The 15,936-nt window shown below is 70.9% G+C and carries 14 protein-coding genes and 1 pseudogene; 11 read left to right on the top strand and 4 right to left on the bottom strand.

The genetic code is table 11. From position 1 onward, the window contains the following. Positions 1-22: 22 nt before the first annotated feature. Positions 23-640 carry a LuxR family transcriptional regulator gene (locus ACWIZO_RS01210; protein ID WP_448640749.1) on the bottom strand — a complete coding sequence of 206 codons (618 nt, stop codon included), beginning with the start codon at positions 638-640 and terminating at the stop codon, positions 23-25. Positions 641-757: 117 nt separating this feature from the next. Continuing rightward, positions 758-967 (bottom strand): helix-turn-helix transcriptional regulator, encoded by a 210-nt coding sequence (locus ACWIZO_RS01205; protein ID WP_448640748.1) that lies wholly within the window; start codon positions 965-967, stop codon positions 758-760. A gap of 1,349 nt (positions 968-2,316) precedes the next feature. On the opposite strand from ACWIZO_RS01205, the gene ACWIZO_RS01200 reads away from it, so the two are divergent. The 6 genes from ACWIZO_RS01200 (at position 2,317) to ACWIZO_RS01175 (ending at position 4,733) form a co-directional block, all read left to right on the top strand. Continuing rightward, complete coding sequence (locus ACWIZO_RS01200) at positions 2,317-2,661, top strand: hypothetical protein (protein WP_448640747.1); 345 nt, start codon at positions 2,317-2,319, stop codon at positions 2,659-2,661. Positions 2,662-2,818: 157 nt separating this feature from the next. Further along, positions 2,819-2,956, top strand: a complete 138-nt coding sequence (locus ACWIZO_RS01195) for a hypothetical protein (protein WP_448640746.1) — start codon at positions 2,819-2,821, stop codon at positions 2,954-2,956. A 43-nt stretch (positions 2,957-2,999) separates the two neighbouring features. Next, complete coding sequence (locus ACWIZO_RS01190) at positions 3,000-3,413, top strand: hypothetical protein (RefSeq protein WP_448640745.1); 414 nt, start codon at positions 3,000-3,002, stop codon at positions 3,411-3,413. Positions 3,414-3,467: 54 nt separating this feature from the next. Next, a complete protein-coding gene (locus ACWIZO_RS01185) occupies positions 3,468-3,623 on the top strand; it encodes a hypothetical protein (RefSeq protein ID WP_448640744.1) in 156 nt (51 codons plus the stop codon). A 167-nt stretch (positions 3,624-3,790) separates the two neighbouring features. Next, a complete protein-coding gene (locus ACWIZO_RS01180) occupies positions 3,791-4,183 on the top strand; it encodes a very short patch repair endonuclease (protein ID WP_448640743.1) in 393 nt (130 codons plus the stop codon). Between the two features lie 112 nt (positions 4,184-4,295). Next, a complete protein-coding gene (locus ACWIZO_RS01175) occupies positions 4,296-4,733 on the top strand; it encodes a GIY-YIG nuclease family protein (RefSeq protein ID WP_448640742.1) in 438 nt (145 codons plus the stop codon). A 271-nt stretch (positions 4,734-5,004) separates the two neighbouring features. Here ACWIZO_RS01175 and ACWIZO_RS01170 read toward each other — a convergent pair. Further along, positions 5,005-5,876, bottom strand: a pseudogene (locus ACWIZO_RS01170) (IS5 family transposase). Positions 5,877-6,197: 321 nt separating this feature from the next. Here ACWIZO_RS01170 and ACWIZO_RS01165 point away from each other — a divergent pair. The 4 genes from ACWIZO_RS01165 to dcm all read left to right on the top strand — a co-directional run bounded on the left by ACWIZO_RS01165 (position 6,198) and on the right by dcm (position 10,504). Next, the gene (locus ACWIZO_RS01165; protein WP_448640741.1) at positions 6,198-7,007 is read left to right on the top strand and encodes a transposase family protein; all 810 of its coding nucleotides are present in this window, start codon (positions 6,198-6,200) and stop codon (positions 7,005-7,007) included. A 25-nt stretch (positions 7,008-7,032) separates the two neighbouring features. Beyond that, on the top strand, positions 7,033-8,211 hold the full coding sequence (locus ACWIZO_RS01160) for a hypothetical protein (protein WP_448640740.1): 1,179 nt from the start codon (positions 7,033-7,035) through the stop codon (positions 8,209-8,211). Beyond that, complete coding sequence (locus tag ACWIZO_RS01155) at positions 8,198-9,124, top strand: hypothetical protein (protein WP_448640739.1); 927 nt, start codon at positions 8,198-8,200, stop codon at positions 9,122-9,124. Before ACWIZO_RS01160 ends, ACWIZO_RS01155 begins: the two co-directional genes overlap by 14 nt. A 93-nt stretch (positions 9,125-9,217) precedes the next feature. Next, positions 9,218-10,504 (top strand): DNA (cytosine-5-)-methyltransferase, encoded by a 1,287-nt coding sequence (gene dcm / locus ACWIZO_RS01150; RefSeq protein ID WP_448640738.1) that lies wholly within the window; start codon positions 9,218-9,220, stop codon positions 10,502-10,504. A gap of 264 nt (positions 10,505-10,768) precedes the next feature. On the opposite strand, the gene ACWIZO_RS01145 is transcribed toward dcm, so the two are convergent. Then, positions 10,769-11,869 carry a PIN domain-containing protein gene (locus ACWIZO_RS01145; RefSeq protein WP_448640737.1) on the bottom strand — a complete coding sequence of 367 codons (1,101 nt, stop codon included), beginning with the start codon at positions 11,867-11,869 and terminating at the stop codon, positions 10,769-10,771. Between the two features lie 306 nt (positions 11,870-12,175). Between ACWIZO_RS01145 and mobF the strand changes: the two genes are divergently transcribed. Beyond that, positions 12,176-15,823, top strand: coding sequence for a MobF family relaxase (mobF, locus tag ACWIZO_RS01140; protein ID WP_448640736.1), 3,648 nt, complete (start codon positions 12,176-12,178; stop codon positions 15,821-15,823). Positions 15,824-15,936 lie beyond the last annotated feature (113 nt).

Below are 15,936 nucleotides of genomic sequence, written 5' to 3'. Positions count from 1 at the left end.
CAAGAATGTCCCGGCCGCGGTTTCAGTATGGGTAGCGGTCGATGCCGGAGCCGTGCGCCCATATGTGCTTCATGCGGTCGGCGGTGCGGGCGTGGGCTGCTTCTTCGGCGTCGTTGAGCAGACAGTCGGTGCCGGGCGAGGTGGCCCGCAGCCGCGCGGTGAGCAGCCGGGTGTCGTCGGTGGCAGCGAGGTCGAGCAGGCCGGCCAGCCGCGCGGGGAGCGAGACGAGCTCGCTGCGGTCGGCCCGGCGGTAGCCGCTGGCGAGCTGCTCGGCTTGGGCGGCGACCAGCTCGGCGATGTCGGCGTTAAGCCGAGGGTGCCCGAGGGCGGCGGCGGTGGCGGAGAGGAGGTCGATGTCGGCGGCGGGCAGGGTGAGCGCGGTCTCATCGGCGCGTGCCCGTAGCGGCCGTCCGGGGCGAGCAGCCGACCGTGCCCGGTCCCCGGGACTGGGTGGGCGGCAAGGCGGTGAGAGGCGCTGCACGGTGGCGAGGGCGACCCGATCGGTTAGCGCCGCCGGCAACCGCAGCGGCTCCGGGTCGGTGCTCGGATCCCGCTGGTCGTCGTCCCCCCACGTGCCCAGGCGCAGCAGGATTTCCTCCAGAGCGCGCAGCGGCTCGCCGTCGAGGTCGACGACGAGCACGGTGCGTTGCCCTGCCGGGGTTGCGCCGGCGGGTCCCGGGGGGCCACATTGCCTCACCGTGTGTCCGGGGTCCGAAGCGGCCTCGCGCCCCGTTCAGCCGCTCTCCGGAGGCGGGGGCTATCGGCGCGGGGACTGGTCTGCTTGTGCGTCGATCCAGGTGTGCAGGTCGGCGCGGCGGTAAAGGACGCGCCGGCCGAGTCGGAAGCTGTTCGGCCCTGTGCCTAGGTGTCGCCAGTACCGGAGGGTGGCGACGGGGGCGCGGAGCACGTCCGCGGCCTCGGTGATGGTGAGCAACTCGGGCTCGTGGTCGGCGGCGGGGTCGGGCATGGCTGGCTCCCGGGGGTGGTCGGTGGCGGTGCCTTCACCACAGAAGGCGCCATTTCGGGCCCGGCGGTGACACTTCACAGCCAGCCTTGTCTGACTGTCGCCGGTTGTTCTCCTGTAGGCGCCCCTGGCGCGTGACTGCCAGCGATGGAGGCCCTCATCTGCCGACGCCGGGGAGCGGCGCCGGGACCGCCGGTGGACAGCCCCCGGTCCCGCGGCTGGGTTCGACCCTGTCCGGATACGCGGTCTCCCGGGACCGCCTCCACTTCGTCTCCGGCCGATGCCCGGTTGTCCTCCGCGACGCTGTCCCTGACCGACCCGCGCCGCCCGTGCTTGTGAAGGACGTTCTCCGGTAGGCCGACGACAGTCGGGAACCGTTCCCCGCAGGGACTGGAGAAGTACTGAAGGTCCGCTGCTGACCGGGGGTTCCTGCAGTTGTCCTCCTGTTGGCCCATGCAGTCCGCGAGCGTCGGGACGCTCGTGCGCAATTGGTGCCTGTGGACAACGGCTCCTGTCCACAACATCCGGACGTGCGCCCTCGGGGGGCGCTGACCTGGCCACGCTCGCTGCTCCCAGGTCCGATGATCACCGGGCGGCCATCGGGCGTGAACTCGAGGCGGCCGAGATCCTCGACGGGTTGGGCGGATCACCACCACGCGCGGGAGCGCTCAAGCAGATGCCGCTGCAGGTCGTTCCAGCCCACGTGTTCGTCACAGGCACGTGCCGGTAACCGGGCCTCGACGCGGGCGATGAATGCCGCCCGGACGGCCAGCTGGATCGGCGACATCGTTTCCAGGCCGTCGGCTGTCTTGGCCCGGTGGCAGGGCCCACAGAGGCCCTGCAGGTTCTCGCGGGCGCCGCTGAGTCCATCACGTGGTCGGCCTCGGTGGCCGGCCGCTGGCCGCAGGCAGCGCACATCCCGCCTGCAGCGGTGAGTGCCTCGGCTCGCAGCCAAGGGCTGACCCGCCGAGCTGTCTCGTCGTAGCCGCCGGCGACCAAGTAGGCGAGGCGTACTCGGAGGGCCTGCGCGACCAGCGGGTCGGTGTGGCGTACGTCGCGGCCGGCAGGCGCGAGATCAGCGGACGTCCTTGGCTTAGGACGTGCAGTAGCTCCCACAGAGAAGCCGGGCGCGCCTGGATGCGAGATGCAAGGGCGCGTCACAGTTCGCGCACCGCCCGACGGTCCACGGCACGGGGTCAGCGTGGCACGGGCCGCGTTCAACCGAGCGGGCGACCAACACGCGTCGAGGCGGCGCAGGTGCGGACCACCCACTCCGGGTCGGAGGTCGCCCAGTTCTGTCTATGCCTCCCCGTACCGTCGGCCGAGACCGGAAGAACCACGAGGAGGCCGCATTGCTCAGCTACGAGGCGACCATGGCGCTCGGGCAGGCGCAGTACCAGGACGTCATCGACGCCCTGTCTGGCGCCGGCCTGCCGACGGTGTTTACCCAGACCGGCGGGATGAACGCTGCGCTCGAGGTCCGGCTCGACGGCGGCCACACGCTGCTGGTCACCGACGCCGAGGACAGCCTCGCGTGGGCGCGCGCCGAGCACAGTGGCTGGGCCGTGGCGCTGTACGCCCCGGAGCAGGCCTACGACGGCGAGGCGCTCGCCGCCGACACCACCGACGACGGCACGACCGCGGCCCTCCGCACCCTGGTCGAGCGGGTTCTGCGCGCCGCGGCCTTCCGCAGCTGACATGGTCACCCTCACTCTGCGGTCCTACGCCGCCGGCCCGCGACACGCCCCCACCGGCCCGCGGCCCGGCGGCGGGAAGCTGTATCAACATTGGCCCGTGCCGAAAGACGGCCGGGATACCGCCCGGCGCCCCCAATGGCGAGGTGAGCGTCGGGCCGTGCTGGTGCGGCTGCCCATTGCCGTCGCCGACGAACTGCAGGACCGTGCCCGCGCGCACGGCCAGTCGCTGTCCGACGCCGCCGCCGAGCTAATCGCCGGTGACCTGTCGAGCGGCCAGCGCCGGGGCGCCCGGTGAGCGGCGGGCTTCCCGGGCAGGGGCTGAGGATGACCCGCCGCCGGTGCGGCTGGGCCGCTACGGCGTCATCGAGGTCCAGACCGCCGACACCCACGGCAGCTACCGCCACGCCGTCGAGGCCATGGTCAGCGCCCGGGACCTGTACCGCGGCGACTTCCCCGACCAGATCGCCGCTCACCCGGACTGGCCCGGCCGCAGCGTGGAAGGCCCCAACATCAGCAACGTCTTCAAGCGGACCTTCTACCAGGTCATGGTCAAGTTCCAGCTCACCCGCAGGGACAGCTCAGCCGGCTGCGTGCTCGCCATCCTGCGCCCGGTCTGGGACTCCTGGCAGCCCTTCCTCGGCACACCGGAGCTGGTCGAGCGAGACGACGGCACCTTCCGGCTGGTCGCCGCCGGAGACCGGCCTGCAGACGACCCCGTCCTGGCTGGGCGCCAGGCCCAGCCACCCAACTGAATCTATGTCTTCGACATCGACGAGCAGCCCCCCGCCGACGGCCAGCCCACCCCAGTGACGATTGACGCCGTCATCGGCACCTACGCCCCCAGCCTGTCCCGGCTCGCCCTCGACGTCGCCCCGCCCCGCGCCGCCGAACTCGGCGGGCACCAGGACGCCGTCGCCAAGGCGCTGTGCCGCCTGGTCCGCTACGCCCCGGAGCTTCGGTGACCCCCCAGGAGGCGCCCACGAGGCGGGCAACCCCTTCCCGGCGCGGGGCGGACCACCCACAGGTTGTCACTGGTTGGCGCACCGGCCGCCCCCGGACCGCGGAACGCAGGCGGCAGGAGGCGAGCGCCGCCAGGTCCACCGCCGTTACCTCCGGCGTCCGCTCGCGCATGCAGGCCCAGCGGACCCGCGACACCGGGCCCGAGATCGCCGTCCGGCGGCTGCTGCACGCCGCTGGCCTGCGCTACCGCGTCGACCGGGCGCCGCTGCCCGGCCTGCGGCGGCGCGCCGACCTCGTCTTCGGTCCCGCCCGGGTCGCCGTCTACGTCGACGGCTGCTTCTGGCACGGCTGCCCCGAGCACGGCAACACCCCGCGGTCCAACCGCGACTACTGGGGCCCCAAGCTAACCGCCAACCGGGCCCGGGACAGGGATACCGACGCCCGCCTGGCCGCTGCCGGCTGGGCTGTCGTTCGCGCCTGGGAGCACGAGGACCCCGGCATGGTCGCCGCCCGGGTGCAGGCGACCGTCGCGGCGCGCCAACAGGCCCGGCGCCGCGCGTGACAGACCTGAGCATGATCGCCCGGGAACTCTGCGGCGAGCCGCTGGCAGCTCCGACGCGGCCGCCCGCCTGCCCCGAGCGCCGGGGCTCTACGCGTACTGGGCACGTCCCGGAGTGCTGCCCGGTGTTTCCGGCCCGGCTCATTTCGACGTCGGAGGGCGGGAACTGCTCTACGTCGGCCTGGCCCGGAACCTCCACGCACGGGTTGCCGACAACCACCTTCGCGGCCCGACCGGGTCCTCGACCCTGCGCCGCGCCCTGGTGGCACTGCTGCACGCGTCGGAGGGCTACACGACGAGGTGGAACCGGACGCGTGTCGTGCCCGTCGACGCCGACGAGGCGCGGCTCTCGGCGTGGATGCGCGAACACATGCGCGTCACGTGGGCCGAGCATCCCGACCCGCACGCCGTCGAGGCCGCCGTCATCGCCCGACTGGGCCCGTCGCTGAACCAGGACCACAACAAGGAGCACCCGCTGCACCTCAAGATCGCCGCCGCGCGCGCCGCCTACCGGGCCTCCGCGGGCCCGCGCCCGCAGCCGGACCGTTCCTGAGCCGCCGTTGACCAGCCGAGCAGTGTCCCGGCCGCCTTGGTGGGCTCAAGGGCGCTGCGCGTCGCTTGGCGATGGGCCTTCGGCCCCTCCTTGTCCGAACCCGCATCGGCCGGCAGAGGGCAGGTACGGGGCGGCCACAGAAGAACCCTCAGTCGCCTTGATGACGTGTGTGCAAGGAAAGGGACTCAGGGGCGGCGCTCGCGCTTCGCCACGCGTGTCCACGGGCGCTTGACGACGTGATGTGAGGGGCGGCTAGGGCCTGTCCCGCGGATCATGTGCGGAGCCAGAGGACTGCGCTGACCAGCAGCAGGATGGCCCGGTAGTAGGCGGCGCGTTTGGCGTAGCGGGTGGCCAGGGCGCGGAACTGCTTGAGCCGGTTGAAGCAGCGCTCGACGACGTTGCGCTGCTTGTACCGGTCACGGTCGAACTTTGGCGGTCGCCCACCGGCCGACCCCCGCGCGCGCCGGTGCGCCCGCTGGTCACGCTTCTCCGGAATCGAGTGCGCGATGCCACGGCGGCGCAGCGCCCGGCGGGTGGAGGGATGGGAGTAGGCCTTATCGGCGATCAGGTGATCGGGACGCTTGCGCGGCCGTCCAGGGCCGACGCGGGGCACCCGAATGGCGTCGAGCAGCGGCAGCAGTTGCGGGTTGTCCCCGGCCTGACCGGCGGTGAGCAGCACAGCCATCGGCAGCCCGCGCCCATCCACGGCCAGATGGACCTTGCTGGTCAGCCCGCCGCGGGAGCGCCCCAGCGCTTCGCCCTCGACGGCGAGGGCCTCGACGCCGGCACTGCAGCCCCCTTTTTCCGGGCGCCAGCGGCGTGCTGGTGCGCCCGGACCGAGGAGGAGTCCACGCTGATCGTCCACTCCACCGCACCGACCGCGTCATCCTTGACCACCACGTGGGCGAAGATGCGGTCCCAGGTGCCATCGGCGGTCCACCGGCGCAGCCGCTCGTGCGCGGTCTTCCACGGCCCATAGCGCTCGGGCAGGTCACGCCACGGCACGCCGGTGTTGGCCTGCCACAGGATCGCGTTGATCACCTGCCGGTGATCCCGCCAGCGCCCGCCCCGGCGACCGGCCGGCGGCAGCAGGGGCTCGATCCGGGCCCAGGCGGTGTCGGTGAGTTCGTGTCGGCCGACCATCAACCAAGCCTGAATCACACCGATGCAAGATCGCCAGGACAGTCCCTAGGTCGCTCCCGCAGTCAGCCCGTTGGGAGCGGCCGCCGCGCGGCGTGTCTGCCGCGCGCCACCGGTCAACGTGATCAACTTGATAACCCAACAACTGGGAGGCGCCATGCCCGAGGAGACAGTGAGGTCTTCTCAACGGATCTGCGCGGAAGGGCTTTGCTGAACGCTGAGTGAGCAGGTCAGTGGCTGGAACGACGACGTCACTGCAAAGGGCGTGGGGCCCAGCCGATGATGGCGTCGACCAAGAACGACCCTCATCCGCACGGACCCCACGTGATCACTTACTCTGCCACGCTCGACGTGCCCGAGGCCACCGCCGTCCTGCTCACCGACCTGCTGATCGCCGAACGCCGCCGCCGCGGCACCGGCATCGGCGCCCGCGCTGCCTCCGCCCGCGATCAGGCCATCCTGGTGCTGCGCTGGTTCCGCCAGGACGCCGACATGCCCACCCTGGCCCGCGACACCGGCATCTCGCCGGCCACCGGCTACCGCTACCTGCACGAGGGCATCGACGTGCTCGCCGACCGAGCACCCGACCTGCACCGAGTGCTTGAGGCCGGAAGTGCCGCCGGCTGGAGCCACGTCGTCCTCGACGGCACGCTCGTCCGCACCGACCGCTGCCGGGTGCACAACCCCGAGTCCGGTCACGACCTGTGGTACTCCGGCAAGCACCGCGCCCACGGCGGCAACGTGCAGATCATCTGCGACCCGGTCGGCTTCCCCGTGGCGGTCTCTGACGTCCAGCCCGGCTCGATGCACGACCTCGCCGCCGCCCGGGCCACCGGCTTCCTCGGTGCGCTGCACGCCGCGGCCGCCCTGCTGGGCCTACCCGCCCTGGCCGACAAGGGCTATGACGGCGCCGGCGTCGGCATCCACACGCCGGCTAAAGGCGGCAACCTGGCCCCGAGCAGCGCCTGCCGCAACCAGTTGCTGACCCGGCTGCGCGCCGAAGGCGAGCGCGGCATCGCGCTGCTCAAGAACCGGTGGAAGGCGCTGCAGCGCATCCGACTGTGTCCTCAGCGAATCGGCGCCATCATCGCGGCCGCACTTGTTCTGACCACTGCCGAGCGACCAATCCGTTGAGAACACCTCAGTCTCCCCGATTCGCATGATCGAACGGGAACGGCTTGTGTTGGATCCGCTCAATCCGCGCCTCGTCGATCCGGGTAGCGGCGGCCAGCCGCTGGATGCGGCAGAGGCCGCCCGACGCCTCGCTGACAAGCACGATCCCCTGCCGATCGGCAGGTCGATGGTGCAGTTTGGATTTTTTGATTCCGACCCCCTTATCGCCTATGAGGAGGGGGACAGGTTCGTCGTGGTTGAGGGGAACCGCCGGCTCCTCGCGCTGACGCTCCTGCTTGATGAAGGCTTTCGGAATGAGGTTGAGGTTGACGACGCCTGGGACGACCTGGCCGCGTCGTTGACGGAGGACCGAAGACAAGGGCTCCGCGTGGTGCCGGTCCAGGTCGTGGCCGACCGGGACGAGGCCGCCCCAGTGATCGGCTTCCGTCACATCGTCGGGATCAAGAAGTGGGACGCGTACGAGAAGGCAGCGTTCGTGAAGCAGCTGGTCGCAAGGCAAGCGGATCAGGCGGGCTCGACCGACGACGGTGTGTTCCAGAGCGTGTCAGTCTTAACCGGGGAGAGTCCGACCCGCATCAGGACCTACATCCGTGATTACACGCTGCTAAAACAGGCCGAGGCGGCGGGCACGGATGTGACGGCCGCCCGGCAAGAGTTCGGCGTGTTCACCAGGGCCCTGAGTAGCCGGGGAGTGCGGAACTTCATTCAGGCCACGGGCGCGGGCAGCGTCACCGTGGACATGGAGACTGCCTACAACGCGAACGACGCAGAGATGCAAGAACTCCTGAGCTGGATCTATGGAAGCAATACCGAGGAACCGGTATTCACCGACGCGCGTCGTCTGCGCGACCTCGGGCAGGTTCTGGAGTCGGCGGAGGCGACCGACCATCTGCGCAAGACTCGGAACCTGGACGAGGCCGAGGCGATGTCAGGCGCTGGCCGGGATCGGTTCCTGAACAACGCGTCGAAGGCGCTCGCGGCCGTCAAGGCGATGACGAACGACCTTGACGGGCTTCTGAGGGACCACGCGGTAGAGAGCGCCATCACCCAGCTGCACGTTGCCGTCACCGGTCTGGGACCGCTGGTGGCGCCATCCTCGGTCGAGGCGACGAACGAGGAAGCGGAATCCGACGATTTCAAACTCGACGACGAGGAGCAAGACCTCGTTGATGAGGCGGCGGATGAAGACAATGGCGACCGCTGACAGCAGCGAAATCGTCAACCTGACTGACCGCGTCGAACTGGCTGTGCTCACCTCTCGCCGGGGGCGCCTAAGCTGGTCGAACGTCGGTGCGTTGGTGGCAGAGACGTACGTCGACGATGACCCTGACAGCGAGGAAGCGGAGCTGCTCGTCGGGAGCGTGCGCACCGAACTGCGGCGCAGGTCCGCAGTCATCGCTTACCCGTTCGAGGTCCTCGACGGGGCGGTCAGCTTGGCCGGCACGGACGAAGACCGTGCGCTGTGGGAGTTCCTCGTGACGCTGTCGGTGCACCAGTCCTCGCGGATATTGGCTGGTAGCGGGCACAGGCCCAGCCGCGTGTTCGAGACGATCAGCCGTGAGGCGCTTCGGACGTATACCGGCGGCGAGGCTTACGTCCTATCCGAACTCCATCCCAAGATCAGGGGCGCGATCGCCGAACTGGGGGATCGACTCAACGTCGAGGCGCACCCGTACCGCGCCCGGAAGGAACGCAAGGATCACGGACTCGACGTGGTCGCGTGGCGGCCATTCCGGAGCCTGCGGCACGGGCATCCCACCGTGCTTTGTCAGTGCACCATCGGACAGCAGGCAACGCTGGTTGCGAAGGCCAGGGAGACCACCGCCTCCGAGTGGGGCAAGCTTCTCGCGCTCACGGAGCACAGCCTGACTACAGCACTCGCGGTGCCTCACGTGCTGCCCCAGGACTGGGCGCACTGGACCGAACTCACCTGCAATACAGAGTTGGTCCTGGACCGGCTCAGGATCTGGGAACTCCTCGACCGAGACCAGTGCATGGCCCTCGGAGCCGACCCTGCTCTAATGGGTGCCCTGGGGGTCATGCGAACACGGACTGCCGGCGGTACGACCCGCGCGGCGGCCCCCCGGAGCGCACCGCCGTCTCGCGCGTCCTCTTGACACGGCCGCCCGCGCCGGGTGAGCTCGGCAGGACAGCGACGGGCGGGCACGAGGAGGGCAACTGTGAGAAGGGCACGAGGGGGGAGGCCGACCGTGTTGTCCTGCTTCAGTGGCGCCGGCGGCCTCGACCTGGGCCTGGAGGCCGCCGGCTTTCGCACAGTCGGGCTGTTTGAGACCGACGAGGATGCCCGCCGGACCCTCATGGCGAACCGCCCCGCCTGGACGTTGCTGACACCCGCCGACGTCGTCAAGGCCGGCGCCGAACTCAAGCCGAGGCACCTCGGGCTGCGTGCTCGTCAATTGGATCTGCTGGCCGGCGGCCCACCATGCCAGCCATTCAGCAAGGCGGCGCAGTGGTCGCAGCGGTCCCGAGTTGGCATGGCCGACCCGCGCGGCCAGGCGGTCCTCGGAATGCTAGACCTCCTTGAATCATTCCGCCCGAAGGCCATGCTCATCGAGAACGTCGCCGGCTTTCTTGACGGGGACGTCAGCGCCGAGGAAGTCATTACCGCCAGGCTCGATCAGATCAACGACAAGTACGCTACGTCCTACTCGCTGACTTGGTACGTCGTAGACGCGGCTGACTACGGCGTTCCCCAGCACCGCCAGCGAGTTATCGCCACCGCATTCCGAGAGGGGCAGTGTGTAGACGGGCCACCGCCCGCAACGCACGCGAACCGGCACGTGACGGCCTGGGAAGCACTTCATAGCCTTCAGCCGGCCGTGCTGCCAACGGCTAAAGGCAAGTGGGCCGCACTTTTGCCATGTGTTCCAGAGGGCGGCAACTATCTCTACCTGACAAAGCGCGGCGGTGGACCGGAACTCTTTGGCTGGCGTACCCGCTATTGGTCATTCCTGCTGAAACTGGCCCGCGACCGGCCCAGCTGGACACTGCCCGCGTCGCCTGGGCCCGGGACTGGCCCGTTTCACTGGGACAACCGCCCGCTCGCAGTCGAGGAGCGACTCGCCCTGCAAGGATTCCCTCCTGGCTGGGTGCTAACCGGAGACGACCGCGACCAGGTGCGGCTCGCGGGCAACGCCACTCCACCACCGCTGGCGGAGGCCGCCGGACGTCAAGTCGCCGCAGTGCTCGGCCTGGCCTCGCCGCGTCCCGAGGCACGTCCAGTCGCGGTCTCGGCTACCGCGCCGCATCCTGTGGCTCCGGCTCAGCTGCCGACCGAATTCGAGGGACTCGTGGGTCCCAAAGACGCACATGCTGGTGAGGGTGCGGGGCCTGGCCGAGTGCGACAGGTTCCGTTCGTCACTTCCGCCTTGAGGCCGCAGGCTGGACAGGGCGCGGACGCGCCGCCCGACGTCCCATCGCTTGCCGATGCGCTGTCTGGGGGACTGCTGCACGAAGGGGTGACATCTCAGCTGTGATGCCGTGGGGTGCCGCTCGAAGGACGTTCGCGCGACCAAGCCCAGGGAGTGCCGTAAGGCCGTCGTAGGCCATCCCGTCACCCCGGACCGGACGCCGAAGCGGCGACACCCCCTGGTCGACCACAGTCTCCGACGAGGACCCATAAGGAGACAATCGGCTTAGATCTGCACTCGTCCGAAGTCAAAGCCGCCCCTGACGCCATGGCATCGACGCTTCTGGCATTCAGCGAACGGCGACAGCCGTCCCGCGTCCCGCGTCCATCGTCAGTCCGCCGAGGGATCGCTGGCGGAATCGAGCAACGACAGCTGGTTGGGGTCATGTTCCGGGCGGTAAGTCGGTGCCCCCGGCCCCGTCCCGTCCGCCCGTCGCCAGGACAGTTGGTCCACGCTGAACCCCACCTCCGCCCCGGACAGGACCGCGATGCGGACGATCATGCGAACTTCGCCCGTGACGTGCACGCGACCGAACACATCAGCTTCGAAGACTTCCCAGTCGGGCTCGGGTTCGACGCCCTCGGGGAAGTCGGCGGTGAACTCCACGACTTGGTCGAGTTCGTACTCGACGAGGGTCAGGCCGTCGGGTCCCGAGGAGGCGTTCACCGAATCGAAGTGACCATCCCATCGGACCTCCAAGATCGCGCACGAGTACGGAGGCCAACGGAACCCCAGCTCCTCCACCGTGGGGACCAGCTCGTCCTGAAGGTCCGACTGAAGGTAGTAGTTGTAGAACGCCTCGTCACGACTCCTCGCCACGGCGGACCGGAGGTCCTCGGCCTTCCACGGCAATGCGGACACCAACCAGGAGCCGAAGTCGCGCACGAGTTCGACACTCCCGGACAAGGCCCTGACCTCGTCTTCTAGAGACGGCGCCAACTGCTCGCCCTTGCCGGCGAATGCCCTATCCGCGGACACGAGGGCGACGTCGTGGCCGGTGCGCGCCAACTCGACGACGTCGGCCCAGACCAAGGAATACCTGTAGCCACCGCCCTTCTCATCAAACGGCGGAGTGCGCGTCACTGCTCGCGTGACGAGTTTCTCGTGTGGGACCGCGGGCCATGGCAAGACCGTGATGCCGAGTTGGGCGTCGAACCGCTCGGCAAGGTACGCGCGGTAGTCGAACGGCACGTCCTCGACCGCGATCGGCGAGAGGCCGAGCAGCCTCCGCGGCCGAGCCAGACGCTCAACCGACCGCCGCGCCTCCTGCACTGCACGGCCGTGACTGGCGACAACTTCCTCGAACACCGACGCTGGGACGTACACGTTGAACCACGTGGCGTGGAGCATGTGTCCCAGCACCTCATAGGCCAGACCAGTGCAGAGATAGTCGCGCGCGAGTTCCGTGGCATCGAGGACGATCGTCTTCACCTTGACGATCCTATGAACTCCTCAGCCTTGGGTCGGCGCGGGAAGCGCCACCGTCGGCGCGAAGCTCATCTTCGCTGCTCGGCCGCTTCTGCGTAGATAGAACAATCAACGCTTATTAACCCCTTGGCAACCTTAACCTTCAACACCCGCTGACCTGCTTCAGATTGACCTACCGGTGGAGGTCAGGAAGCTTGACCACAGATGCGGCACGCATGCTACCAATAGAGGTAGTCCGGGCCCCGCCTTGCGGGGCCCACTGCCGTTTCTAGGGGTGACGTGTTGGTCATTGTTGGATGGCGTTGAGAAATGCACGGCGGCCTGAAGATCTACGCTGGCGCCCCGTCGGCGGCCCGCCACTATGTGGAGGCCGGCCGGGGCCGGGCCGATGACTACTACCTCACCGAGGGCACCGGGATCGCGCGCCGCTACATCGCCGCCGACGGCCGGGTGACTGAACTCGCTCCGCTGGCCGGAGACGGCTATGAGGCATGGGTAGGCGGTCTGGACCCCGACACCGGCGAGCCGCGCGGTCGGCTGCGCACCGACGACCGCGCGGTGCGGTTCGTCGAGGTGGTGATCAACGGCCCGAAATCCTGGTCGCTGGCCGCCGCCCTGCACCCGGACATCGCCGCCGCCTACGACGCCGCCCAGGACCGCGCCGCCACCCAGATCACCGGCTGGCTTACCGAGCACGCCACCACGCGGGTCGGCCCGCGCGGCGGGCAGGTGCAGGTACCCGTGGAGTGCCTGGAGGCGGTGACGGTGCGGCACCACACCTCCCGCGCCGGGGATCCGCACCGGCATCTGCACCTGCAGCTGGGCGCTCGGGTGTTCGCCGACGGCCGCTGGCGGGGGCTGCACACCGTGGGCGTGCGCGACTTCCTCGGCGCGATCAACGGCATCGGACACGCCGCCGTCGTCGCGGACCCGCAGTTCCGTGCGGCGCTGGCCGCGCACGGCTACATCCTGGACGCAACCGGCGACATACCGGAGCTCGCCGCCCACGCCGCCGCGTTCAGCGCCCGGGCGGCCCAGATCCGCCGCAACCGGGACCGCTACGAAAGCGACTGGACCCGAGCGCACCCCGGCGAGGTCCCCGGGCCGGCGCTGCGGCAGGCGTGGGATGCCCGGGCGTGGGCCGAGGGCCGCCCGGACAAGGTCACCCCACAGCGCGGCACCGACCTCACCGCCCGGTGGGTGGCCGAGCTGGCCGCTCTGGGTCACCGGGACCCCGGGCGACCTGTCGTCCTGACCCGCACGCCCATCGGCGGGCTGGACCGGGACGGTGCGGTCGAGCGCGTGCTGTCCCGGTTGGCTGCCGGGCGCTCGGCGTGGAACACCGCCGATGTGCGTGGGGAGGTCGAGCTGCTGCTCGCCGCCGAGGGCGTCGTCGTCGACGCCGGCGTGCGGACCGAGGTGGCCGAGGACCTCACTGTCCGTGCCATGGCCCGGTGCGTGCCGCTGCTGGACCGGGAACGGGTCGGCGTTCCGGAACACATCCGGGCTTGGACCTCCCAGCCGGTGCTCAACGTCGAGGCCGACCTGAGCGACCGGCTCGCCGCCCGCAGCACCCCGACACCAGCCGACCGGCGGCGAGAGCACGAGCCGGAACTGCCGAGTGTGGTGCGTGGCCTGCTGGATACCGGGCAGGCGGCGGCGGTCACCGCGCTGGCCGGTGACCGGCCCCTGGTCGTCGTCGAGGGAGCGGCCGGTGCGGGCAAGACCACCACGCTGGCCGCCACCCGGGCCCTCCTCGAGGCGCGAGGGCGCAGGCTGGTGGTCGTCTCCCCAACGCTGAAGGCGGCCAAGGTCGCCGCCGCCGAGGTCGGCACCGCGACCGGGTCAGCAGCGTGGCTGGCCTATCAGCACGGCTGGCGCTGGACCGACGACGGCCTCTGGACCCGGCTGGCTGCCGGTGACATCGACCCGCGCACCGGAGCCGTCTACACCGGGCCGGCGCGGAAGGCGGGCCTCACCTCCGGGGACCTGCTGGTGGTCGACGAGGCCGGGATGCTCGACCAGGACACCGCCCGAGTTCTGCTGACCGTCGCCGACGAGGCCGGAGCCCGCCTGGCGCTGCTGGGTGACCGGCACCAGCTGACCGCGGTCGGCCGCGGCGGCGTGCTGGACCTCGCAGTGCGTCAGGTCGACCCGGCAGGCCACCTGGTGCTCGACGGGGTCCACCGCTTCAGCTGCACCGACGACACCGGCCGGGCGACCCCGGACACCGAGTACGCCGCGCTGACCTTGGCCATGCGCACCGGCGCCAACCCGGGCGCGGTGTTCGACGCCCTCGTCACCCGCGGCCAGATCCGCGTGCATGCCGACCCGGCAGCACTGCAGCACGCCCTGGCCATGCTGGTCGCCGCCCATCACCGCGACGGCGAGCGGGTGGCCGTGGTGGTCGACACCCGCGAGCAGGCCGCCGAGCTGAGCGCCGCCATCCGCGAGCGGCTGGTCGCCGACGGCCGCGTCGATGATGTCCGGGTCGCGATCACCGGCGCCGGGCAGCGCATCGGGGTCGGGGACCGAATCGCCACCCGCCGCAACGACCGTGACCTCAGCGTGGCCAACCGCGACACCTGGACCGTCACCGCCGTCGGCCAGGGCGGTTGCCTGACCGTCATCCCGGCCGACGTCACCCCCATCGACGCCGTCCCGTCCGGTGTCACCCCGGCGAGGATGGGGGAGCGGGTGCTGCCTGCCGGCTACGTCACCTCGCATGTGGACCTGGCCTACGCCAGCACCGCGCACGGCGCGCAGGGCGAGACGGTTCCCGCGGCGCACCTGGTGGTCGGTGAGCACACCGGCGCGGCATCGGCCTACGTCGGGATGACCCGCGGCCGCACCGCCAACACCGCCCACCTGATCGCCACCGACCTCAACCAGGCGCGCGAGCAGTGGATCACCGTGTTCGGCCGCGACCGCGCCGACCTCGGACCCGGCCACGCCGCGCAGCTGGCTGCTGCCGAGGCGGCCCGCTACGCCACACCGCGCCCGCTGGAGCAGGTGCTGGCGGCGTTGCAGCAGGTGTGGACGGTCGAGCAGCGCTGCCTCGACCGGCTGGCCGTCCTGCAGCCCTGGTGCGACGTGCTGCGCCAGACCATCGCGCTCGAGGCCACCCACACCGGCGACCTGGCCCGGCTGGAGGCTGAGCACCGGCAGGCGGTCCTGGCCGCCCAACAGGCGACGCAGCGGGCCGAGGCCGCTGGTGTCGCACGTGCCGAGGAGGCCGACCGGATCCGCGACCGCTTGGTTGCCTCCTGGGACGCTGAGCACGGCGCCGCCCGCACCGCGGCCCGGGTGGTGCTCGACGGGCCCGGCTGGTGGGGTCTCAAGCGCGCACCCGTCACCCGGGCCGGTGAGCAGCTGTCCGGCTGGGCCGACCGGTGGCGCACGCGCCTGCCCGCACTGCCCACCGACGTGGAACAGCTCGCGCGGGTGGCCGACCGGGGCGACGACCGGCCCGGGCTGTGGCGGGCGTTCGACGCCGCCGCCCGCCGGGCCACCGGACGAGAGCATCCCGAGCGCGTCGGGCTGCACGCCGCCGCTGAGGCCGCTTGCCGGGCCGCCGAGCAGGCCCGGGCCGCCCTGGCCGAGGCGCAGCGCCGCCGCGCCGAACGGCTCGACCCACTCGGGCCGCTCGCCTGGGCACCCGACCCGGCCGGGCGGCTGGCCGACGTCAAGCGCTCGATCGCCACCACCCGGCACGAGCTGACCGCCGCCCGGACCCGCATCGCCGACCTGCAGGCCGACTCGGCCCTGCTGAGCCAGCCGCCCGGCCGGCTCACCGCAGCTCGTGACGCCTGGCGCGCGCACTACGACGCCGACCGCCAGCGGCGCCGAGCCGTCACGCCGGAGCCGGGCGCGTTCCCGGCGGGTGTACCGCGGCCCGAGTCCGAGCGCCACGGGCCACGGTCCGCGCAGGGTGTCACCCCGGGCCTCAGGCGGTGAGCGGAGGCGCTCCCCGGCCTGCTGCCAGGCCCGGCGAGCGGGGGCTGCAGGAGAACGGAACTGCAGGAGAAGTGGAGGACAACTGGAGGAGCTGTCGACCTCCGGCAGGTCCC

The sequence above is a fragment of the Geodermatophilus sp. URMC 63 genome (genome assembly GCF_053502565.1).
This window is presented reverse-complemented; position numbering and strand designations above follow the sequence as displayed.